This window comes from Bradyrhizobium sp. ORS 278 (genome assembly GCF_000026145.1).
Taxonomy (GTDB): Bacteria; Pseudomonadota; Alphaproteobacteria; order Rhizobiales; family Xanthobacteraceae; genus Bradyrhizobium.
Window position 1 is genome coordinate 6,984,197 of the sequence record NC_009445.1, and the last position, 22,135, is coordinate 7,006,331.

Sequence of the window (22,135 nt, forward strand, 5' to 3'; positions counted from 1 at the left end):
GAGGCTGGAGGCGCTTGGTGGAGCGCTGGAAGCAGAACCGGACGAGACATGAATTCGCGCGTACCGTGGAGTAATGAAGGCATCGACCCGTCCGTCCGCGAGAGGGCCGAGGCCGCGGCGCAGCGCGCCGGCATGACGCTGAACGACTGGATCAATTCCACGCTCGGCGCATCCGCGCCGCCGGATTTCCGCGGCAGCGCTCCGCCGCCGCGCAGCACGCCGCCCGTGCATCGCGACGCCCGCGAGGTCGCCGACATCCATCAGCGGCTCGATTCCATCGCCCGCCAGATCGAGCACATGTCGCGTCCCGGTGCACGCAAGGACGCACCACGCGACGAGCAGGGCGTGGCGCGCCAGCTCAACGACGCCATCTCCCGTCTCGACGCGCGCCTGTCGCAGATTTCCACGCCGCTGCGCAAGGCCGCGCCCGAGGAACGCTATCGCGGTCCCGACGGCGTCGAGCGCGCCGCCGCGCAGCTCTATCGTCCGGCGCAGCCGCTCAGCGCCGGCTCGTTCGACGTGGCCGTCGCCGAGATCAGCGCCCGGCAGAGCGAGCTCGACAATGCCCGGCCGCTGCCGCCGCACCAGGCGCCGCCGACCGCGCCCGCGATGGCCCACGCCGCGGCGCCGTTGATGACACCGCCCCCGGCGCATCCGCCCGGGCCGGACTTTTCGCAGCTCGAACGGCACCTCCTCAAGATCACCAGCCAGATCGAGGCACTGCATCGTCCCGACGATGGCCTCGAACAGTCGATCGCCGGCTTCCGCACCGAGCTCGCCGAGATCCGCCTCACCATCACCGAGGCGATGCCGCGGCGTGCGATCGAATCGATCGAGAACGAGATCCACTCGCTGTCGCGCCGCATCGACGAGAACCGCCAGAGCGGCGTCGATGGCCAGGCGCTCGCCGGCATCGAACGCGCGCTCACGGACATCCGCGAAGTCGTCGGCTCGCTGAAGCCGGCCGAACAGCTTGCCGTCTATGACGAGGCGATCCGCAATCTCGGCGCCAAGCTGGATCTGATCCTGCGCGCCAATGACGACCCCGGCACGGTCCAGCAATTGGAAAGCGCCATCACGGCGCTGCGCGCGATCGTGGCGAATGTCGCCTCCAACGACGCGCTGGAGCGGTTGTCGGACGATCTGCGGCACTTGTCCTCGAAGGTCGACCAGGTCACGCAGGTGCGTGACACGCACGGCTCGTTCCACGATTCCTTCGCCGCGCTCGAGCAGCGCATCGCCGCGCTGACGTCGACGCTCGAAAGCCGCGAGCCGCCGGCGCCCGCACCCGACAACACCGCCCAGATCGAGGATGCGCTGCGCGGTCTGTCCGATCGCATCGACCGCCTGCAGGTCGGCAATGACGGCTCGTCCGCGATCGCCCATCTCGAGCAGCGGATCAGCTATCTGCTGGAGCGGCTCGAAGCATCCCAGGATCCGCGCAGCGGAAACATGTCCCGGGTCGAGGACGGCCTGCAGGACATCCTGCGCTATCTCGAGCGGCAGCAGGCGACCTTCGCCGCGCTCTCCGAGAGCCGGTCGCAGCGCGAGGCGTCGCAGGACTCGGGCCTCGTCGACATGGTCAAGCGCGAGCTGTCCGACATCCGCTTCAGCCAGACCGAGACCGATCGCAACACCCAGGACTCGCTGGAAGCGGTTCACAACACGCTCGGCCACGTCGTCGACCGCCTCGCGATGATCGAAGGCGATCTGCGCAATGTGCGCGCGACGACCAGCCAGCCCGCCGTCCTGGCGCCACTGGCGCCGCCGGTCGAGCCGCCGATGCCGACCGCGCGCGCCCCCGCGCCGCCGACCTATGGCGAGCCGATCAGGACCGAGCCCGCCTATCGGCCGGAGCTTCCCAATCCGGCGGCCGCGCAGCCGGCCGCCCCCATGGCAAGCCCGGCGGCGCACCCGTCGGCATTTGCCGCGGCACCGCGCGACTTCCACGCCGCAACGGCGCCGGCCGCCCCTGCTGCTCCGCCACCGATCCCGCCGATTCCCCCGAAGGCGATCGCTGAAATCCTGGAGCCGCACGCCGCCCAGGCGGCGCGCCCGGCGATCGTTCCCGAGCTACCCCCTGATCATCCGCTCGAGCCGGGCACGCGCCCGCCGGGGCGAACCGCGTCTCCTGCAGAGCGCATCGCGGCCTCCGAGGAGGCCCTGAGCGAACTGCCGGCCGCCAAGCGCGAGCCGGTCTCGACGTCAAGCTTCATCGCCGCCGCCCGGCGTGCGGCGCAGGCTGCTGCGGCGGCCCAGCCGGTCGACGCCAAGAAGGCGAAGAAGGACAAGCCGAAGGAGAAGGCGAAAGAGCCGCCGAAGGAAGCTCCAAAGGAGCCCGCGAAAGCAAAGGTCAAGGAGAAGCCCACCGTCGCGCTCGCCGCCGAGGGCGACGAGGAGGTCTCGACCATCGGCTCGAAGATCCGCTCGCTGCTGGTCGGCGCAAGCGTGGTCGTGATCGTGCTCGGCACATTCAAGTTCGCGATGTCGCTGCTCGACACCGGCAGCACGCCGCCGCCCGTCAGCTCGATGGAAAGCCAAACCGAGCCACCGCGCGCACAGATGCCATCGGCCTCGCCGAGCATGTCGCCCCGTCCGACGACGCCTGACCAGAGCGGACCCTCGCTGACCTCGCCCACCCCGCTCGATCGTCAATCCTACAACAGGGCGATGCCGAGCGAGGCGGAGACGATCGCCATGCTCGCGATCCCGCAGGACACGGAGCGGCAGGCCGCCGCAGCCGGCGGCGATATCACCGGCACGATTCCGACGGCGGCCAACGGCCAGCGGCTCGGGCTGGTCCAGGTGCCCGCCTCCGAGAAGCTGCCCGACGCCATCGGCGGGCCGGCGTTGCGCAACGCGGCCCTCAAGGGCGATCCGACCGCGGCCTATGAGGTCGGCATCCGGCTCGCCGAAGGCAAGGGCGTCGCGCCGAACTACGAGGAAGCCGCGAAATGGTATGACCGCGCGGCGCAGGCCGGACTCATCCCGGCCGTGTTCCGTCTCGGCACCTTCTACGAGAAGGGCCTCGGCGTGAAGAAGGACGCGGACATCGCGCGCCGCTATTATGTCGTCGCCGCCGAGCGCGGCAACGCCAAGGCGATGCACAATCTCGCCGTGCTCGACGCCGACGGCGGCGGCAAGGGCGCGAACTACAAGAGCGCCTCGCAATGGTTCCGCAAGGCCGCCGAGCGCGGCGTCGCCGACAGCCAGTTCAACCTCGGCATCCTCTATGCCCGCGGCATCGGCGTCGAGCAGAACCTCGCCGAGTCCTACAAGTGGTTCACCTTGGCCGCAGCACAGGGCGATGCTGACGCCGGACGCAAGCGTGACGACGTCGCCAAGCGGCTCGATGCGCAGTCGCTGGCCGCGGCCAAGCTCGCGATCCAGACCTTCACGGTCGAGCCGCAGCCGGATGACGCCGTCAACGTGCCGACTCCCGCCGGCGGCTGGGACGGCAACCAGGCGATCGCCAAGGCCGCCGCGGCGAAGGCCGCGCTCGCCAAGCGGGCGGCGGCGACGGCGCCACGTTGATCCCCATCGCGACGGCGGCTCCGGGGAACGATCCTGCTCATTGGTTACTGCATCATGCCCGGGCTTGACCCGGGCATCCACGCGTTCTCAGGATGCTGGACGACGTGGATGGCCGGGACACGCCCGGCTATGACGGCGTGGAAAGAGACGGGCACGCAACAGCGATCTTGAAATGCGATACAAACTGCACCTCCAGGGGAGGTTGAGACCGAGATCGCGTGCTGCGACATTCTCCACGGCGTCTCTTGGTTACGGGCACTTGCGTGCCATAATCTCCTCCCTCGATAGGAGAAGGTGAGCGGCCGGAGACGCGCAGTGGCCTGCAGCATGGTGGGAGTAAGGTGACGTGGCATCTGACCGAGGCCAAGAGAATGGCGGGTCCTTTCGTCAATCGCCCACCGGCCCGCGGATCGCGCCACGGACGCTGCCAAATTCCACCGCCACGCCCCACCCTCCCGCGCACCGGGTGACCGACTGCTTTCCGGCCGACTTCCGCTGGCGACGCCTCGCCTCGGTCATCTTCGTCGTCGCGCTCCTGGCGAGTGCCGGCATCCGCGCCTATCGCGACCTGTCGCGTCCGGATGCCTGGTCGTTCTGGAAGGATCAGTACGTCTCGCCGAGCCTGTCCTCGACCCTGGTGACCAATGCCGCGATCGGCGGGCTCGGCGCGGATCGGACGGTGCTGGCGGTGAGCGGCCAGATCGGTCCTGCCGCCGCGGTCTGGCTGCGCGAGCGAATCGAAGAGACCCGCCTAAAGCCCGGCGACATCGTTCTGCTGTCCTCGCCTGGCGGAAATCTCGAGCAGGGCGTTCTGATGGGCGAGATCATCCGCGCCCACGGCCTCGCCACCGCCGTCGGAGTGGTCGACGCCGGCGGCCGCGTTCGCCCGGGCTTCTGCGCCAGCGCCTGCGTGTTCACCTTCGCGGGCGGTCAGACCCGCTATGGCCTCGACGGCTCGGCGCTCGGCGTCCACCGCTTCACCTCCAGGGCCGAGGGCGAGGACGCGGTGGCCGACACCCAGCGCGTCACCGGCGCGATCCTCGGCTACGTCACCCGCATGGGCGTCTCGTCGCAGGTCATCGAAGCCATGTCCGAGACCCGCAACATCCGTTGGCTGGAGCCCAGGGAGGCCGAGGCGATGAAACTGGTCACGGCGCCGCTCAAGCCGCTCTGATCGGTCTGGCCGGCAGATCGCACGGCGCGGCGGGAATCTCCGATCCCTTCGGCCGGGATTTTCGGTTATGCAGGACCGAAGCACCTGCTTCGCATGCCGCGGGATGCTCGGGTTGAACGCGCGCAGGGCCACGCGGATGCAGATCTATCTCCCGATCGCCGACCTCCCGGTCAACATCTTCCTGCTGCTGGCGATGGGCGCGGCGGTCGGCTTCGTATCCGGCATGTTCGGCATCGGCGGCGGCTTCCTGATGACACCGCTCCTGATTTTCGTCGGCATCACGCCGGCTGTCGCGGTCGCCTCGGTCTCCAGCCATATCGCCGCCTCCTCGTTCTCCGGCGCGCTGTCCTATTGGCGACGGCGGGCGATCGATCCCGCGCTGGCCTCGGTGCTGATGATCGGCGGCGCGTTGGGCACCGCACTCGGCGTCTCCACCTTCACCTTGCTGCGCTCGCTCGGCCAACTCGACCTGATGATCGCGCTGTCCTACGTCGCGCTGCTGTCGAGCGTCGGCGGCATCATGGTCTCGGAAGGGCTGCGCGCCATCATGCGGGCGCGCGGCGGCGCGGTCGCGACCGTGCGGCGCCCCGGCAGCCATGTCTGGGTCCACGGCCTGCCGCTGAAGATGCGCTTCAAGCGCTCCAAGATCTACGTTTCGGTCATTCCCGTCATCGGCATCGGCCTCCTCATCGGCTTTCTCGGCGCTGTGATGGGGATCGGCGGCGGCTTCATCCTGGTGCCGCTGCTGATCTACCTGCTGCGCGTGCCGACCTCGACCGTCATCGGAACCTCGATGGTGCTGACGCTCGCCACCATGATGATCGCGACCATGCTGCATGCGATGAGCAATCACCTTGTCGATGCGGTGCTGGCGCTGATCCTGATGATCGGCGGCGTCACCGGGGCACAGTTCGGCGCCCGCGCCGGGCAGATGATCCGCGGCGAGCAGCTGCGGCTGCTGCTGGGACTGCTGATCCTCGCCGTCGGCATCCGCTTCGCGATCGAGCTGGTGATCCGGCCCGAAGACCTGTTCACGATCCGCGAGACCGAGGTGGGCCGATGAGGATGGGTCGCCTCGGCCTGACTCTGCTGCTGCTGATCGCCGGGGCGGCGCCGGCCTGCGCCGAGCGGCTGATCGTCTCGGTCTCCAACCACCGCGTCACGGTGACGCCGAACTATGCCGGCGAGGAGCTGGTGCTGTTCGGCTCGGTGGAAAGAGACGCGCAGACCCCGGCGACCCGCGCCGCCTATGATCTCGTCGTCACCGTGCGCGGGCCGCGCGCGGACATGGTGACGCGGCGCAAGGAGCGCAAGTTCGGGATCTGGATCAACACCGACTCGCGCCAGTTTCTCAAGGTGCCCGGCTATCTCGCGCTGTTCGCCAACCGGCCGTTCGATGCGATGGCCGCGGCCGAGGTGCAGCGGCGGCAGCAGCTCGGCCTCAACAACGTGCTGCTGACGCAGCGCGTCGGTCCCGATTATGCCGACGTGGTGCCGAACGACCTGTTCCGCAGCGCCTTCGTGCGGCTGCAGTCGCAGCACGGCCTGTATCGCGAGGACACGTCCGCGGTGACGTTCCTCACCCCCACTTTGTTCCGCACCGGCATCCCGCTGCCGGCGGCGGTGCCGATCGGCACCTACGAGGTCGAGATCAAGCTGCTCGCCGACGGCGCGCTCGTGACCAAGACCGAGACCGCGTTCGAGATCGTCAAGGTCGGTTTCGAGCAGTTCGTCGCGAGTTCGGCGCGCCAGAACGGCTTCGTCTACGGACTTGTCACGACCGTGATGGCGCTGATGACCGGATGGATGGCGTCGATCGTGTTCCGGCGCGACTGAATCAGGACGCTCGTGTCTGGGCTGGTGCGCGCGTGACCAGGTAGATGCCGATGGCCACGGGAATGACGCCCAGCAGGTCCTGCAGCGCGACGTGCTCACCGAGCACCAGGAAGGCGAAGACCATCGCCAGCGGCGGCATCACGAAATGATAGGCGCTGGCGGCGGTGGCGCCGCACACTTTCAGAAGATGGAACCACAGCACATAGGCGAGGATCGAGCCGCCGAGCACCAGGAAGGCGAAGGCGCCGATCAGCTGCGCATTCGGAACGACGTCGTGAACGCTGGAGATGCCAAACGCGACCGGCCACAGCACGAGTCCGGCCGAGAGGTTCTGGATGCCGTTGCCGACCCAGAGGCTGCCCTTCGGCGCGAGTTGCTTGAACAGGATGGTGCCGGTGACGATCGAGGCGAGCGCCGCCAGCGTGTAGAGAATGCCCTGGAGATGATCAGTGCCAACCGACATGCGGTGCCAGACGATCATCGCGACGCCGAGCGTGCCGAGCGCCAGCCCCGCGACCTTGCGCAGGGTCAGCGGCTCGCCGAGCAGCAGCGCGGCGAACACCGCGGTGAACACCGGATTGGCCGAGACGATCAGGCCGCCGAGACCGGCGGACACCGTCTGCAGGCCCGTGTAGCCCAGCCCGAGATAGAGGGCGTTGTTGGCGATGCCGATGATGGCGAAGACGGCCGCATCACGCCAGCTCATGCGCCACTCGCCCCTGACCGCGGGAACGGCCAGGATCAGCAGGCCGGCGAGCGAGAACCGCGCGGCGAGCAGCAGGAGCGGCGGGCAATAGGTGACGCCGATCTTGCCGGCGACGAACGCGAAGCTCCACAGCAGGCAGAACAGGCCGATCTGAAGCGGCAGCAGGCTCGTCTTCATCGGGGTCACGGCAGCCGGAGATGAAACGGATGACATCGGCGGTCTCCTTCTGCCGCTCGATGTAGGGCTGTTCTTCCTCATTTGGAAATTAAATGATAGACTGAAACTCAGTGGAATTTCGAATGGAGGTTCCCGATGCTCGATCTGGAGCTTTTGCGCAGCTTCGTGTCCGTGGTCGAGGCCGGCGGCTTCACCCGGGCCGGCGAGCGCGTCCACCGCACGCAATCGACCGTCAGCCAGCAGATCCGCCGGCTCGAGGAGGATCTCGGCCAGACGCTGCTCAACCGCGACGGCCGCGAGGTGACGCCGACCGAGGCCGGCGAGCGGCTGCTGTCCTACGCCCGCCGCCTGCTGACCTTGGCCGAGGAGGCCCGCGACGTCGTCGCGCGTCCCGGGCCGGCCGGCGCGGTGAAGCTCGGCATCCCCGAGGATTTCGCTGCCTACCGGCTGGCAAAACTGCTCGCGGCGTTCTCGCGCGCGCATCCCGATCTCAGGCTCGATGTGCGCGCCGACCAGAGCCTGAACTTGAAGCGCGACATCGAGCGCGGCGACCTCGATCTGGCGCTGCTCAAGCGTGGCGCCGATGACACCAGGGCGGCGATCGCGGCATGGCCCGAGCAGGTCTATTGGGTGGCCAGCAGGAGCCATCCGATCGACCTCGATGCCCGTTCGCTGCCGCTGATCGGCTTTCCCCTCGGCTGCATCTACCGCACCCGCGCCGTTCACGCGCTCGAAAGTGCGGGGCGCGCCTGGCACATGGCCTATACGTCATCGAGCCTCGCCGGCATCCAGGCCGCCGTCGCAGCCGGCATGGGGCTGAGCATCCTCTCCGAGATGTCGGTGCAGGCGGATCACCGCGTGCTGACCGCGCGCGAGGGCTTTGCGCCGATCGACCGCACGGAGGTAGCGTTGCTCGCGTCGCCGAACGCCAGCCCGGCGACGTTGCGCCTGGCGAACCGTCTGGCGGAGTTCTGCGACAAGGTGCAGGCGAAGGCAGCGTAAGTCTCGCCATCAGCGCGGTACGTTCCCTCCCCCGCAAGCGGGGGCGAGGGCGCAGCAGAGCGCTGAATTACGATCACGGCTTCGAAGTCGAGCGGACGATCTTACGTCCAATCGTCGATCCAACTAATAACACCTCGCCGCGGCAATGCTGTGCAGCCGCGTATCGCCCAGCACATGCGCGATGAAGGCGCGCTTGGGGAACAGCTTTGCGAACGCGGCATCACGCACGCTCAGGCCGCCGGCATAGGCGCCGAAGGCCGGCATCACCGCGCGCTCGCCGTCGGAGACGAAGCAGCGGCGCTCGAGGGTGCGGGCGCGCGTCGCGACGCGGGCTTTCGGATGCAGGTGGCCCGCGATCTCGGCGCGCGCGCCGGTCGGCTCGTGGCGGAACGTCACTGCGTGGATGGTGATCTCGTCGGCGACATCGCCGCCGATGCCGTGCGGCGCGGGATCGTGGTTGCCGGTGATCCAGACCCAGTCGCGACCGACCTGCAGGTTGGCGATGCAGGCGCGGTCGTCGCCGGTCAGGCGCGCATGCGCGTCGCGGTCATGAAAGCTGTCGCCGAGCGCGATCACCGTGCGCGGATCGTAGTGCGCGATCACCGCTTCGAGCCGTCGCAAGGTCGCCACCGTGTCGAACGGCGGCAGCAGCGTGCCGCGCGCGGCATAGCTCGATCCCTTTTCGAGATGCAGGTCGGAGACCACGAGCAGGCGCTGCTCGTCCCAGATCAGGGCGCCCGAGAGATCGGCGCGCAGCGTGACGCCCGCGATCTCCATCGTGCCCGATGAGGAGAATGTCGTCCCCCGCAACTCCGCCTCGCCTCTCAGCTCTACCCCATCGCCTCCTTCACGAGTTCCTCGGCGGCTTCCGCCAGGAGCTCGTCGGCGGCCTCGCCATAGACGGATTCGCGGCCGATTTCCAGCATCACCGGCACTGCCAAGGGCGAGACGCGATCGAGCGGACGATGGGTGATTCGGCCCTCGATTCGCGTGAGCATATCACCGAGGCGGCGCAGATCGAGCAGGCCGGTGGCGGCATCGGCGCGCGCGGCGCGCAACAGCATGTGATCGGGCTGGTGCCGGCGCAGCACGTCGTAGACGAGGTCGGTCGAGAACAGCACCTGGCGGCGGGATTTCTCCTCGCCGGTGAAGCGGCGCGGGATCAGCCCGGAGATGATGGCGCAGGAGCGGAATGTCCGCTTCATCAAGGCGGACTCCGCGAGCCATGCCTCGAGATCGTCGCCAAGCATGTCCGGATCGAACAGACCAGCGAGATCGAGCCGGCCTTGGCTCACCATATGCGACATGTCGCCGAGCCCCCACACCGCCAGCGCATATTCATTGGCGACGAAGCCGAGGGGACGGGCGCGCGCGCGCTCCAGCCGGCGCGTCAAGAGCATGCCGAGCGTCTGATGCGCGAGCCGGCCCTCGAACGGATAGCAGACGAGATAGTATTTGCTGGAGCGCGGGAAGGTTTCCACCAGCAGCTCGCGCCGGGCCGGTATGCGCGACACGTCCTTCTGCAGCGCCAGCCAGTCGCGCACCTGCTCGGGCAATTGCCTCCAGGCCCGGTTATCGTCGAGCAGGCCGCGCACGCGCTCGGCGAGATAGGTCGACAGCGGAAACTTGCCGCCCATGTAGGACGGCACCTTGGGATCGGCGTCGTTGGCGCGTGAGACGTAGACCTGGTCCTCGGCCAGCGCCTCGTAGCGCACGATCTCGCCGCCGAACACGAACGTGTCGCCGGGCGTGAGACCCTCGATGAAGTACTCCTCGATCTCGCCGAGCAGCCGGCCGCCGCGCGCGATCGCACCGGTCGTGCCCTTGCCCCCGCCGCGGGAGCGCACCAGCCGCACCTTCAGCATCGCCTCCTCGACGATGGTGCCGACATTCAGGCGGTAGGTCTGCCGCACCTTGGGATTGGCGACGCGCCAGGCGCCTTTAGCATCCTGCTTGATCCGGGCGAAGCGCTCATAGGTCTTCAGCGCGTAGCCGCCGGACGCGACGAAGTCGACGACATCGTCGAAATCGGCGCGCGACAGCAGCGCATAGGGCGCAGCGGTGATCACCTCGGCGTAAAGCTCGTCGCTGACGAACGGCTCGCCGCAGGCGCAGCCGAGCACGTGCTGCGCCAGCACGTCGAGCGCGCCGGTGCGCAAGGGCGGCGTGTCCTGCGCGTTGTCGGCGATGGCGTCGATCGCGACCGAGCATTCCAGCACCTCGAAGCGGTTGGCCGGCACCAGCACCGCGCGTGAGGCCTCGTCGAGGCGGTGATTGGCCCGGCCGATGCGCTGCATCAGCCGCGAGCAGCCCTTGGGCGCGCCGACATTGATGACGAGATCGACATCGCCCCAGTCGACGCCGAGGTCGAGGGAGGAGGTGCAGACCACGCCGCGCAATCTGCCCGCGGCCATCGCGTCCTCGACCTTGCGGCGCTGCGCGACGTCGAGCGAGCCGTGATGCAGGGCGATGGCGAGGTTATCGTCGTTGATGCGCCAGAAATCCTGGAACAGCATCTCGGCCTGGCTGCGGGTGTTGACGAACACCAGCGTGGTCTTGTTGGCCTTGATCAGCTCGTACATTTCACCGAGCGCATGGCGCGCGGTGTGGCCGGCCCAGGGCAGCCGCTCGCGGGTGTCGAGCATCTCGACGACCGGCTGCGCCGCGCCGCCGGCCAACACGATGTCGGCCGCGGCCACGGCGCCCTGCGGCTGCGGCATCAGGAAGCGCGCCAGCTGCTCGGGCTCGGCCACCGTCGCCGACAGGCCGATCATGCGCATGTCCGGCGCCAGCCGCCACAGCCGCGCCAGCGCGAGCGACAGCAGATCGCCGCGCTTGGACGTGACCAGCGCATGCAGTTCGTCGAGCACGACCCGCTTGAGCGAGGAGAACAGGAACGGCGCGTCGGCGGACGACAACAGCAGCGCCAATTGCTCGGGCGTCGTCAGCAGGATGTCCGGTGGATAGCGCCGCTGCCGCTGCTTGCGCGAGGCCGGCGTGTCGCCGGTGCGGGTCTCGACCTTGATCGGCAGCCCCATCTCGGAGATCGGCGCATCGAGATTGCGCGCGATGTCGACCGCAAGCGCCTTCAAAGGCGAGATGTAGAGCGTGTGCAGCCCGGCGGGGCGGGCGAGCGATCGGGCTGTCGTCTTCTCGCCGAGTTCGAGCAACGTCGGCAGGAACCCGGCCAGCGTCTTGCCGGCGCCGGTCGGCGCAATCAACAGCGCGGAGCGCTGTGCGCGGGCCTTCTCCAGCAACGCCAGCTGATGCGCGCGCGGCCGCCAGCCGCGCGCCGCGAACCATCGGGTGAAATGGTCGGGCAGCGCGGGGCTGTCGTCAGGCGGGACTGGTCGGCTGCGGGGCGGCACCGGGGGAAGGTAGGCAGTCCGGCGCGGTTCGTCGAGGGCGGGACGGCAGCCTGGTCCTCCGCCGTCGTCCCGGCGAAAGCCGGGACCCATACCGCGCAGTCCATCGGTAAGGCGCAACTGCCAGTCATCGTTTCGCGGAAGCCGGTGGTTATGGGTCCCGGCTCAAGGCCGGGACGACAGCAGAGGAAGCCGCGCCCTACTCCGTCATCGGCTTCTCGGAAATGCTCCAGTCCTTGCCGTCGAAGATCGAGATGTAGAGCGTCTTCATCGGCGTGTAGTCGTCAGGCGTGTAGGCGAAATTGACGCCGTCGAGGAAGAAGGGCGAGTGGAAACCGGCCAACGTGGTGGCGTGCTTGAGCACGTTCTCGCGGGTCAGCGTGTCGCCGCATCGGCGCAGGATCTCGCCCATCGACACCGCCTGGCCGTAGCCGGCATAGGCAATGGTGTTGTCGGGATCGATCGAGGGCAGATACTTCGCGCGCAAGGCCTCGAAGCCTTTCACATCCGGATCGTCCTTCCATTGCGGAACGCCGGCATCCTTGGAATAGCGGATGGCGACGATGTCCTTGGCGTTCTCGAGGCCCGCGGCCGACAGGATCGAGCGGCCGGTCGAGCCCGCCGACAACAGCTGCAGCGGCTTCCAGCCGAGCTCGGCCACTTTCCGGATCGACTGCGACGTCGCCTTGCCGGTGGTGATGTTGTAGAATACGTCGGCGCCCGACTTCGACAGATTGATCAGCTGTGAGTCGACCGTCGGCTCGGTGAGATCATAGGTCTGCTCCATGATCACCTGGGCCTTGCCGCCGGCATCGGCCAGCACCTTCTTGAACGGCCCCAGGAAGTCGCGGCCAAAATCGTCGTTCTGGTAGAGGATGCCGATTTTGGCTTCCGGCTTCACGCTCAGCACGTGCTTGGCGAGGATGCGCGCCTCGGTCGGATACAGCGGCAGGCCGGCCATGGTCCATTTGTAGGTCTTGGGATCGTTCCACTTCGAGGCGCCGGTGTTGAGCAGCAGTTGCGGTACGCCTTTGGAGTTGAGGTATTTGTGCACGGCGGTCTGCGGCGCGGTGCCCAGCGAGCCATACAGCGCCAGCACCTCCTCCTGCTCGACCAGGCGCCGCGTCGCCTCGACGCATTTCGGCGCGCTGTAGGCGTCGTCCATGGTGAAGAACTTGACCTTGCGGCCGTTGATGCCGCCCTGCTCGTTGAGCATCTGGAAATACGCCTCGCCGACTCGGCCGAGCACGCCATACAGCGAGCCGGGGCCGGAATGCGGCACGGTCTGGCCAAGCTTGATCTCGGTGTCGCTGGCGCCGGCGTCGTATTTCTTCTCGGCCGCCCAGACGTAAGGCGAGGCGATCGTCGAGGCACCGATGGTCGCGAGCGCGGTGGCGCAGAAATCGCGCCGCGTCAGAGTCTTTTTCATTTGTTGTCTCTCCCTAGACTGATGGCATTTTTTGGCATCGGGAGACGCGCGGCAAGAGCGAAGTTGCCGCATGGAGCGCCGCGTGCAGCGCATTCAATAGCGTGTAGACTCAAGTCCGGCTGGCGACCACCGCAAGTCCCCGCACCGGCAGCTGCTCCTCGGTGCGTGGCGAAGCCGGTTCGAGTTGCTTGAGCTGCAACCCGGCCGACGTCACAACATCGCGGATATATTCCGCACCATGGGCATAGCGTAGCCCCTTGCCCATGATCACGCCATCGCCGTCATACGTCTCGACCGTGAAGGCCACGAGCCCACCCGGCATCAGGACGCGGCGAGACTCCGCGAGCACCGGCATGAGATCACCGACATAGACCATCGCGTCGGCGGCGAGCACGAGGTCCGCCGAGCCGTCCGGCTGCCGCTGCAGGCCGGCCGTCATGTCGTCGACCTCGAGCGCGGCATAGAGACCGGTGGCGCGCGCCTCCGCGATCATGCCGGCGGAAAGATCGATGCCGATGAAGCTGTCGACGTTCTTGGCGAAGGCCGCGGCGCCGAGGCCCGTGCCGCAGCCGAGATCGATGGCGCGCTTGAAATAGGCCGGCTTCCTCTCCACGGCGCGCACCGCGAGCACAGCCTTGAACAGGATGTTCGGCGCCCGGTAGTTGAGCCGCTCGATCAGCTCGGCCTCGAAGCGCGGCGCGTATTGGTCGAACAGCGACTGCACATAGGCCTTGGGCATATCGGTGAGCGGCACGGCGCCGAGTTGCATCAGCCGTACGCCGGCGCCATGGCGGTCATCCGGATCGGCGGCCCGCGCGTTTTGGAACGCGGCGATGGCCTTGTCGGTCTCACCCAGCGCGATCCTGATTTGGCCCAGCTCGAACCACGCTGAGGCGAAGCTCGGCGCGACCTCGATGGCCTGCTCCATCACCTCGGCGGCCGCGGCCAGATCGCCCTTCAATTGCAGATCGCGGGCGAATTCGTAGCGGCGGTCGGCGATCAGATCGCCGGAGGAGAGGAAGACGCGGTGGGGCATCGGGGAACCATAAGTCGTCATGGCCGGGCTTGACCCGGCCATCCATCATCGAACGAGTCATTCCAAATGATGGATGCGCGGGTCAAGCCCGCGCATGACGAGCGCAGGATGGGACCGGCTGAATTTTCCGACGCGAGACCTATATGACTCCCATGCGCCCGCAAGACATCCTGCTGCCCGTCCCCTCCGGCCTCTGCTGCAAGGCCGGCGGCTTCCATATCGATCCCGTCCGCCCGGTCGAGCGGGCGCTGATCACGCATGGCCATTCCGACCACGCCCGCGCCGGGCACGGCGCCGTGCTGGCGACGCAGGAAACGCTGGACATCATGCGGCTGCGCTATGGCGAGAACTTTGCCGGCAGCACGCAGGCGATCGGCTATGGCGAGGAGATCAAGCTCGGCGACGTCAAGGTCAGCTTTCACCCCGCCGGCCACGTGCTCGGCTCGGCCCAGATCAAGGTGTCCTCGGGCGGCACCTGCATCGTCGCGTCCGGCGACTACAAGGACGCGCGCGATCCGACCTGCGCGCCGTTCGAGCTGGTGCAATGCGACGTGTTCATCACCGAGGCGACATTCGGCCTGCCGGTGTTCCGTCACGGCGACACGGCACTCGAGGTCAACAAGCTGCTGGCCTCGGTGGCGCTGTTTCCCGAGCGCGCGCATCTCGTCGGCGCCTACTCGCTCGGCAAGGCGCAGCGCGTGATCGCGCTGATCCGCGAGGCCGGCTACGACGCGCCGATCTACCTGCATGGCGCGATGGAGAAGATCACGCGCTACTATCAGCACAAGGGCATCCCGCTCGGCGAGCTCAGGCCGGTGAAGGGCGTCAAGAAGGCCGAGCTCGCCGGCACCATTACCTTGGCCCCGCCGAGCGCGACCTCCGACCTGTGGACGCGGCGCTTCCCCGATCCTGTCACCGCCTTCGCCTCGGGCTGGATGCGGGTGCGCGCCCGCGCCCGCCAGCGCGGCGTCGAGCTGCCGCTGGTGATCTCGGATCATGCCGACTGGGACGGGCTGACCGCGACCATCGCCGCCACCGGCGCCGGCGAGGTCTGGGTGACGCACGGACAGGAGGACGCGCTGGTGCATTGGTGTCAGACCAAGGGGCTCACGGCGCGGCCTCTCGATCTCGTCGGCTACGGCGACGAGGAGGAGAGCGAGGTGGTGGCGTCGGAGGGGGCCGAGGCATGAACCGCTTCGCCGAGCTGCTCGACCGCCTCGCCTATGAGCCCGGCCGCAACAACAAGCTGCGCCTGCTGACCTCGTATTTCCGCGAGGTCGAGGACCCCGACCGCGGCTACGCACTGGGCGCGCTGACCGGCGCGCTGTCGTTCAAGCACGCCAAGCCGGCGCTGATCCGCGACCTCATCGCCGCCCGCGCGGATCCGGTGCTGTTCGCCTTGTCGTATGATTATGTCGGCGACCTCTCCGAGACCGTCGCGCTGATGTGGCCGAAGGGCGGGTCTCAGCAGCAGCACGTTTCCGGGCACCCCCCTCCCCAACCCTTCCCCACAAGGGGGGAGGGAGCCGAGTTGCGTGCTGCGCTCTCAGCTCCCCCGGCATCGACGAGGGACTCATCGGACGATCTCGTCGTTACAAACACCGCTCTCACCATTCCCTCCCCCCTTATGGGAAAGGGTCAGGGAGGGGGGTGTCCCACGGGTGGTCTCTCGACTCAGCTCCCGCCCGGCCACAACCACCCGCCGCCACCGACGCTCACCGAGGTCGTCACCACGCTCCGCACCCTCGGCAAGACCGAGATGCCGAAGCAGCTGGCGCGCTGGCTGGACGAGCTCGACGAGACCGGACGCTGGGCGCTGCTGAAGCTGGTCACCGGGAGCTTACGCATCGGCATCTCCGCGCGCCTCGCAAAGACCGCGGCCGCCGCGCTCGGCCACAAGGATCCTCATGACGTCGAGCTGATCTGGCCGGGCCTGTCGCCGCCCTATCTCGATTTGTTTGCCTGGCTCGAAGGCCGCGGCGACAAGCCGGTCAATCGCGACCCCGCGCCGTTCCGGCCCGTCATGCTGGCGCACGCCGTCGAGGACGGCGACTTCGCCAACATGGCGGCCGCCGACTACATCGCCGAATGGAAATGGGACGGCATCCGCGTGCAGGCGGTCAGCGGCCGCGAGGCCGATGGCCGCATTGTGACGCGGCTGTATTCGCGCAGCGGCGAGGACATCACCGCGAGCTTCCCTGATCTCTTGCCGTCGCTGCATTTGCCCGGCGCGCTCGACGGCGAACTGCTGGTGGTGCGCGACAGGCGCGTGCAGAGTTTCAACGTATTGCAGCAGCGGCTGAACCGCAAGGCGGTGTCGCCGAAGCTGATGAAGGAGTACCCGATCCATCTGCGCGCCTACGACCTGCTCGGCGACGAGGACCATGATCTGCGCGAGCTGCCGTTCGAGCAGCGGCGCAAGAGGCTGGAAGGCTTCATCAAGCGTCTCGACGAGCCGCGTGTCGATTTGTCGCCGACCATCGCCTTTGCGAGCTGGGACGAGCTGAAGGCCGCGCGCGCCGATCCGGCCTCGGCCGGCGCCGGCGACGACGCGGAGGCAGTCGAAGGCGTCATGCTGAAGCGGCGCGATGCGCTGTATCTGCCCGGCCGGCCGAAGGGCCAATGGTGGAAGTGGAAGCACGATCCTCATATCATCGACGCCGTGCTGATGTATGCGCAGCGCGGCCACGGCAAGCGCTCGTCCTATTACTCCGACTACACATTCGGCGTCTGGACATCGGGCGAGGGAGGCGATCAGCTGGTGCCGGTCGGCAAGGCCTATTTCGGCTTCACCGACGAGGAGCTCTTGCAGATCGACCGCTTCGTCCGCCGCAACACCACGGAGAAGTTCGGCCCCGTCCGTCACGTCGTGCACGAGCCCGAGCAAGGCCTGGTGCTGGAGGTCGCCTTCGAGGGCCTGCAGAAATCGCCGCGGCACAAATCCGGTGTCGCCATGCGCTTCCCGCGCATCAACCGCCTGCGCTGGGACAAGCCACCACGCGACGCCGACCGGCTGGAGACGCTGGAGCGGATGCTGAAGAGCGAGACGGGGTGAGGGTTTGATTGGGATGCTGAACACCCAAATTGGCGAGACCCCGCATGGGCCACAAAGTCGCTCGTCATGCCCGGGCTTGACCCGGGCATCCATCGCCTCGGCAGCAAAGCATCGGCAACGCCGGAACATTAAATGCCCGTAACCGGCTTGCGGCCGGAAGGCCAGTTCCCCACCTGCCCTGCCGTGCTCTATAATCCCTGTACGAATCCGCCGGTGAACCGGCCTTCGAGATCCGGCCTTGGAGACGATGACATGTCGAACGACATCCGGGACTATCCGGCCCGCGCCCGCAGCTCGGATGGCCTGTATCGCTTTCTTGGCGGCTCGCCGGTTGCGGTGGCGTTCCGGCTGATCCTGCTGTCCATCCTGGTCGGCGTGGTGCTGTCGGCGATCGGCTTCGATCCGCTGAACATCCTGCACAGCATCCAGCTGCTGTTCATCCGTCTCTACGAGCTCGGCTTCGACGCCTTCAACTGGCTGTGGCGCTACTTCCTGCTGGGCGCCGTGATCGTGATCCCGGTCTGGTTCCTGTCGCGGCTGTTCGCCCCGCGCGGGCGATAGATCGATTCCAGCCGCCGTATCGGCCGGCCTGATGCGTGCAGCTGGCCCGCGCTGCTGAAGACGGATAAGCATGGGCCGTGCCGGACTTTCGGCACGGCCAGCGAGACGTCCGTTGCATTCACCCGCCCCCCACCGATCGACCGTGACCAGCGCGCAGGTGTTTCACATCGCCGGCCCCGCGATGATCGCCAACCTGACGACGCCGCTGATCGGCATCGTGTCGACCACCGCGATCGGCCGGCTCGGCGAGGCCGCGATGCTCGGCGGCGTCGCGATGGCCTCGGTGATCTTCGACTGCCTGTTCTGGCTGTTCGCCTTCCTCCGCGCCAGCACGCTCGCCTTCACCGCGCAATCGCTCGGCGCCGGCGAGAGCGACGAGATCCGGATGGTGCTGATCCGCGGCCTGGCATTGGCCGCGCTGATCGGCGTCGCCTTGATCGCGCTGCAGCTGCCGATCGCCGCAATCATCTTCGAGCTGATGGGCGGCAGCGACGCCGTTCTCGGCGCCGCGCGGACCTATTTCAAGGTGCGGATCTGGTCGGCGCCGTTCGCCCTCGCCAACTACGTGCTGCTCGGCTGGCTGGTCGGGCTGGCCCGGGCCAGGCTGGCGCTTGCGGTCCAGGTCGCGATCAACCTCATCAACATGGCGGCGACCATCCTCCTGGTGCAGGTGCTGGAGAGGGGCATTGCCGGCGCGGCGATCGCCGCGCTGGTAGCGGAGACGGTCGGCGTCGCCATCGGTCTGCTGCTGGCGCGCCGGCTGGTGACGACGACGCACGGCCTGTCACTGCCGCTGCTGTTCGATCGCGCTAAGCTGATGCACATGATGGCCATCAATCGCGACATCATGATCCGCACCGCGGCGATGATCGTGGCCTTCCTGTTCTTCACCGCGCAGGGCGCGCGCGCCGGCGACACGACGCTCGCCGCCAACGCGGTGCTGAACAATTTCCTGCTGGTCGCCGCGTTCTTCCTCGACGGGCTCGCCAACGCCGCCGAGCAGCTCTGCGGCTATGCGTTCGGCGCCCGCAACCGCGACGCCTTCGCCGGCGCCACCCGGCTGGTGCTGGGCTGGGGCTTCGGCTTCGCGCTGGTGGTGGCCGTCATCTTCGTGCTGTTCGGACCTGAGCTGATCGACGTCATGACGGCGAGCCCTGCCGTGCGCAGCGCCGGGCGCGACTACCTGCCATACGTGGTGGCCTCGCCGCTGGTGTCGGTCTTCGCCTTCGCGTTCGACGGCGTCTATATCGGCGCCACCTGGGCCCGCGACATGCGCAACCTGATGATCGCGGCACTGATCGTGTTCCTCGGTGTATGGCTCGCGCTGCGCGGCTTCGGCAACACCGGATTGTGGGTCGCTTTGCTCAGCTTTTACGCGGCCCGCGGCGGCTTCCAGGCCGCCCGCTATCCGGCGCTGCTGAGGATGTCGTTCGCCAAGTAGAACAGAGTTGATGGCGGCGGCACACATCGCAACGCAACTCAAAGCTGGCTTAAGGATGAGCGCGGTGCTCGTGAATGCGCCCTCTCCCCTTGCGGGAGAGGGCAAGTCGGACAGCGCGGCAGGCTCGGTTGGGTGAGGGGTATGTCTCCGCGAGCGCCACGTGCGGATAGAACCCCTCACCCAACCGAGCAGGCGGACCGGCCGGAGATGCCCTCTCCCACAAGGGGAGAGGGCGCTGTATCTCACAGCGTGCTGGCGATGCTTGTCCTCAGCATAACGACAAAGCGCCAACTAGACCGGCCAGTCCTCCGCCGTGATCGTCGCCGCATCGGCGCCGACGATCTCGGACAGCGACTCGCGCCCCGTGCGCAGCAGGGTCGAGGTCAAATCCGCCTTGATGCTCTCGACTAGGCCGAGGCCCTTGTAGACCAGCGAGGAGTACAGCTGGATCAAGCTGGCGCCGGCGCGAATTTTCGTCAGCGCGGCGCCGCCGGTGTCGATGCCGCCGACGCCGATCAGCGGGAAGGCGCCCTCGACGCGCACGAAGGTCTCCGCGACCATGCGCGTCGACAGCCGGAACAGCGGCCGGCCCGAGAGCCCGCCCTGCTCCTTGGCGCGCATCTGCTCGCGCAGCGAGTTCGGACGGGCCAGCGTGGTGTTCGACACGATCATGCCGTCGACGCCGCGCGAGCGCGCGACATGGACGACGTCGTCGAGCTCGGCGAGGCTGAGATCGGGCGCGATCTTGAGCAGCACCGGAGTGTCGCCGGCCTTGCGGCGGACGCGGTCGCGCGCCTCCAGCACCTTGGTCAGCAAGTCATCGAGCTGCGACGCCTGCTGCAGATTGCGCAGGCCGGGCGTGTTCGGCGAGGAGATGTTGACGGTGAAATAGCTCGCCACCGGCGCGAAGGTCTCGATCAGCCGGACGTAGTCGGCGACGCGGTCGGCGGAATCCTTGTTGGCCCCGACATTGACGCCGACGATGCCGCCCTGGTTGGCGCGACCGGCGAGCCGGCGCAGCACGATCTCGGCGCCGTCATTGTTGAAGCCCATGCGGTTGATGACCGCCTCGTCGCGCTCCAGCCGGAACAGCCGCGGCCGCGGATTGCCGCTCTGCGGACGCGGCGTGACCGAGCCGATCTCGACGAAGCCGAAGCCGAGCCGCAGCAGGGCGTCCGGCACCTCGGCGTTCTTGTCGAAGCCGGCGGCCATGCCGACCGGGTTCGGGAAGTTCAGCCCGAAAGCGCGCACCGCGAGCTTGGCGTCGTCCGCCCGCGGCTTGACGGCGGGCAGCAGCTTCAGGCCCTGGATGGCGAGACGGTGCGCATCCTCGGCATCGAGCCAGCGGAGCAGCGGCAGCGAGAGCTGGTCGAAGGCGCGGATCACGGCACGAGGTCCGGAATGTCGTGACCGCCGTCGGCCCGGCTGTGCATCTGGTGAACGGCGGTGACCGCGCCGAGATCGAGCTCGCCATAGAGATGGGGGAACAGCTCGTCGTTGCGCGACCGCTCCCAGCGCAGGCCGTTGCCCAGCGCGTCAGCGTCGACCTCGACCAAAAACAGCGCGCTCTGGCCAAAGAAGTGCTTGCGCGCCGTTTCAGGCACCTGCGAGGCAGTGGAGAAGTGAATGAAGCCGTCGCGCAGATCGTCCGCGCTGCCGCGATAGACGCCCTGCCGCTCCGCCTCGCGCCAGGCCGAAGCTGAGCAGATTTTGTAGATTTTGGGCACCGTCGCGGTCCTGGTTCGAGCTTGAGTCTGCTGACATTTTGGGGATGCCAAAGACCGTATCGGCAGGATCAGGCGAACTCAAGCCTCGTGTGCCCTGACGCGCCCCACACGGACGTGCAGCAGTTGCATCCGGGCCACCACGGTTGTCCCTCGATGCATCGGGTTCCTCAGCAAGGATTAACCAAAACAGGGTTCCCTGGTTCCCGCGATTCGCTCGCGCCGCCGGGCGCTGACGCGCCGCCCGATTGCATGCATCACGCCTGAGATTTGGAGATTGCCATGGACCGCCGCCACGTCTTGAAGGCCCTCGCGGGCCTCGCCCTCTGTCCTGTCTGTGCCACGCCGGGCTTCGCCGCCGAAGGCGCGCCGCATTGGAGCTATGAGGGCGCGACCGGGCCGGCCAAGTGGGGCGACCTCGACGCCGCCAACAAGGTGTGCAGCGTCGGCAACCAGCAATCGCCGATCGACATCGAGAACGCCATGAAGACCCGGCTGCCGGACTTCAAGCTGTCCTGGGCCAAGACCGCCGACACCATCGTCAACAACGGCCACACCATCCAGCTCAACTTCGCCGACGGCAGCGGCACGCTCAAGCTCGGCGAGACCAACTACAAGCTGCTGCAGGTGCACTTCCACCGGCCGAGCGAGCACCAGATCGGCGGCAAGAATTTTCCGATGGAGGCGCATTTCGTGCACCGCGCCGCCTCCGGTAGCCTCGCCGTGCTCGGCGTGCTCATGACCACCGGCCGGCCCAATGCCACGTTCTCGCAGATCGTGGCGACGATGCCGGACAAGGAAGGCCCGGCGGTGAAGGCCGATCCGCGCATCAATCCCAACATGATGCTGCCCGGCCGCCGCTCCTATTATCGCTATGCCGGCTCGCTGACGACGCCGCCCTGCTCCGAGGTCGTCGAGTGGCTGCTGCTGAGCGACCCGATCCAGGTGGCGGAAGCCGACGTCGCAAAATTCGCCAAGCTCTACCCGATGAACGCACGCCCCGTGCAGAAGCTCGATCGCCGCTTCGTACTGCAGGGGATGTAGTCGACCGCCCGCATGGGGCAAACGCGCCGCCAAACACTCCGCCGTCGTCCC

17 protein-coding genes are annotated in these 22,135 nt (G+C 67.8%); 10 read left to right on the forward strand and 7 right to left on the reverse strand.

The genetic code is table 11. The features are described from left to right. The first annotated feature begins 48 nt into the window (after positions 1 to 48). The 4 genes from BRADO_RS31245 (at position 49) to BRADO_RS31260 (ending at position 6,544) form a co-directional block, all read left to right on the forward strand. The gene (locus tag BRADO_RS31245) at positions 49 to 3,534 is read left to right on the forward strand and encodes a tetratricopeptide repeat protein (RefSeq protein WP_012030196.1); all 3,486 of its coding nucleotides are present in this window, start codon (positions 49 to 51) and stop codon (positions 3,532 to 3,534) included. 346 nt (positions 3,535 to 3,880) lie between these two features. Next, a complete protein-coding gene (locus tag BRADO_RS31250; protein ID WP_012030197.1) occupies positions 3,881 to 4,708 on the forward strand; it encodes a hypothetical protein in 828 nt (275 codons plus the stop codon). Between the two features lie 136 nt (positions 4,709 to 4,844). Then, complete coding sequence (locus BRADO_RS31255) at positions 4,845 to 5,771, forward strand: sulfite exporter TauE/SafE family protein (protein ID WP_041757883.1); 927 nt, start codon at positions 4,845 to 4,847, stop codon at positions 5,769 to 5,771. Positions 5,772 to 5,773: 2 nt separating this feature from the next. Then, entirely contained in the window at positions 5,774 to 6,544 is a 771-nt protein-coding gene (locus BRADO_RS31260; protein WP_041757187.1) for a TIGR02186 family protein, read from the forward strand. A 1-nt stretch (position 6,545) separates the two neighbouring features. On the opposite strand, the gene BRADO_RS31265 is transcribed toward BRADO_RS31260, so the two are convergent. After that, complete coding sequence (locus tag BRADO_RS31265; protein WP_012030200.1) at positions 6,546 to 7,463, reverse strand: DMT family transporter; 918 nt, start codon at positions 7,461 to 7,463, stop codon at positions 6,546 to 6,548. Between the two features lie 99 nt (positions 7,464 to 7,562). On the opposite strand from BRADO_RS31265, the gene BRADO_RS31270 reads away from it, so the two are divergent. Then, entirely contained in the window at positions 7,563 to 8,429 is an 867-nt protein-coding gene (locus BRADO_RS31270; RefSeq protein WP_012030201.1) for a LysR family transcriptional regulator, read from the forward strand. A gap of 123 nt (positions 8,430 to 8,552) precedes the next feature. On the opposite strand, the gene pdeM is transcribed toward BRADO_RS31270, so the two are convergent. The 4 genes from pdeM to BRADO_RS31290 all read right to left on the reverse strand — a co-directional run bounded on the left by pdeM (position 8,553) and on the right by BRADO_RS31290 (position 14,259). Further along, positions 8,553 to 9,239 (reverse strand): ligase-associated DNA damage response endonuclease PdeM, encoded by a 687-nt coding sequence (gene pdeM / locus BRADO_RS31275; protein WP_012030202.1) that lies wholly within the window; start codon positions 9,237 to 9,239, stop codon positions 8,553 to 8,555. Between the two features lie 20 nt (positions 9,240 to 9,259). Beyond that, positions 9,260 to 11,797 carry a ligase-associated DNA damage response DEXH box helicase gene (locus tag BRADO_RS31280; RefSeq protein ID WP_041757188.1) on the reverse strand — a complete coding sequence of 846 codons (2,538 nt, stop codon included), beginning with the start codon at positions 11,795 to 11,797 and terminating at the stop codon, positions 9,260 to 9,262. Positions 11,798 to 11,993: 196 nt separating this feature from the next. Then, on the reverse strand, positions 11,994 to 13,223 hold the full coding sequence (locus BRADO_RS31285) for an ABC transporter substrate-binding protein (protein ID WP_012030204.1): 1,230 nt from the start codon (positions 13,221 to 13,223) through the stop codon (positions 11,994 to 11,996). A 109-nt stretch (positions 13,224 to 13,332) separates the two neighbouring features. After that, positions 13,333 to 14,259 (reverse strand): class I SAM-dependent methyltransferase, encoded by a 927-nt coding sequence (locus BRADO_RS31290; protein ID WP_012030205.1) that lies wholly within the window; start codon positions 14,257 to 14,259, stop codon positions 13,333 to 13,335. 143 nt (positions 14,260 to 14,402) lie between these two features. Here BRADO_RS31290 and BRADO_RS31295 point away from each other — a divergent pair, with 143 nt between their 5' ends. From BRADO_RS31295 to BRADO_RS31310, 4 genes are all read left to right on the forward strand, one after another. Next, a complete protein-coding gene (locus BRADO_RS31295) occupies positions 14,403 to 15,449 on the forward strand; it encodes a ligase-associated DNA damage response exonuclease (protein ID WP_012030206.1) in 1,047 nt (348 codons plus the stop codon). Beyond that, complete coding sequence (locus BRADO_RS31300; protein WP_012030207.1) at positions 15,446 to 17,314, forward strand: ATP-dependent DNA ligase; 1,869 nt, start codon at positions 15,446 to 15,448, stop codon at positions 17,312 to 17,314. Before BRADO_RS31295 ends, BRADO_RS31300 begins: the two co-directional genes overlap by 4 nt. 252 nt (positions 17,315 to 17,566) lie before the next feature. Further along, positions 17,567 to 17,875, forward strand: a complete 309-nt coding sequence (locus tag BRADO_RS31305; RefSeq protein ID WP_012030208.1) for a DUF6460 domain-containing protein — start codon at positions 17,567 to 17,569, stop codon at positions 17,873 to 17,875. 157 nt (positions 17,876 to 18,032) lie between these two features. Beyond that, positions 18,033 to 19,316, forward strand: a complete 1,284-nt coding sequence (locus tag BRADO_RS31310; RefSeq protein ID WP_012030209.1) for an MATE family efflux transporter — start codon at positions 18,033 to 18,035, stop codon at positions 19,314 to 19,316. Positions 19,317 to 19,607: 291 nt separating this feature from the next. On the opposite strand, the gene BRADO_RS31315 is transcribed toward BRADO_RS31310, so the two are convergent. Together BRADO_RS31315 and BRADO_RS31320 are read right to left on the reverse strand one after the other, a co-directional pair. After that, positions 19,608 to 20,702, reverse strand: coding sequence for a quinone-dependent dihydroorotate dehydrogenase (locus BRADO_RS31315; protein ID WP_012030210.1), 1,095 nt, complete (start codon positions 20,700 to 20,702; stop codon positions 19,608 to 19,610). Then, a complete protein-coding gene (locus tag BRADO_RS31320; protein ID WP_012030211.1) occupies positions 20,699 to 21,043 on the reverse strand; it encodes a DUF952 domain-containing protein in 345 nt (114 codons plus the stop codon). The genes BRADO_RS31315 and BRADO_RS31320 overlap by 4 nt, the downstream gene beginning before the upstream one ends. A gap of 279 nt (positions 21,044 to 21,322) precedes the next feature. Between BRADO_RS31320 and BRADO_RS31325 the strand changes: the two genes are divergently transcribed. Continuing rightward, entirely contained in the window at positions 21,323 to 22,084 is a 762-nt protein-coding gene (locus tag BRADO_RS31325) for a carbonic anhydrase (protein ID WP_012030212.1), read from the forward strand. The last annotated feature ends 51 nt before the right edge of the window (positions 22,085 to 22,135 follow it).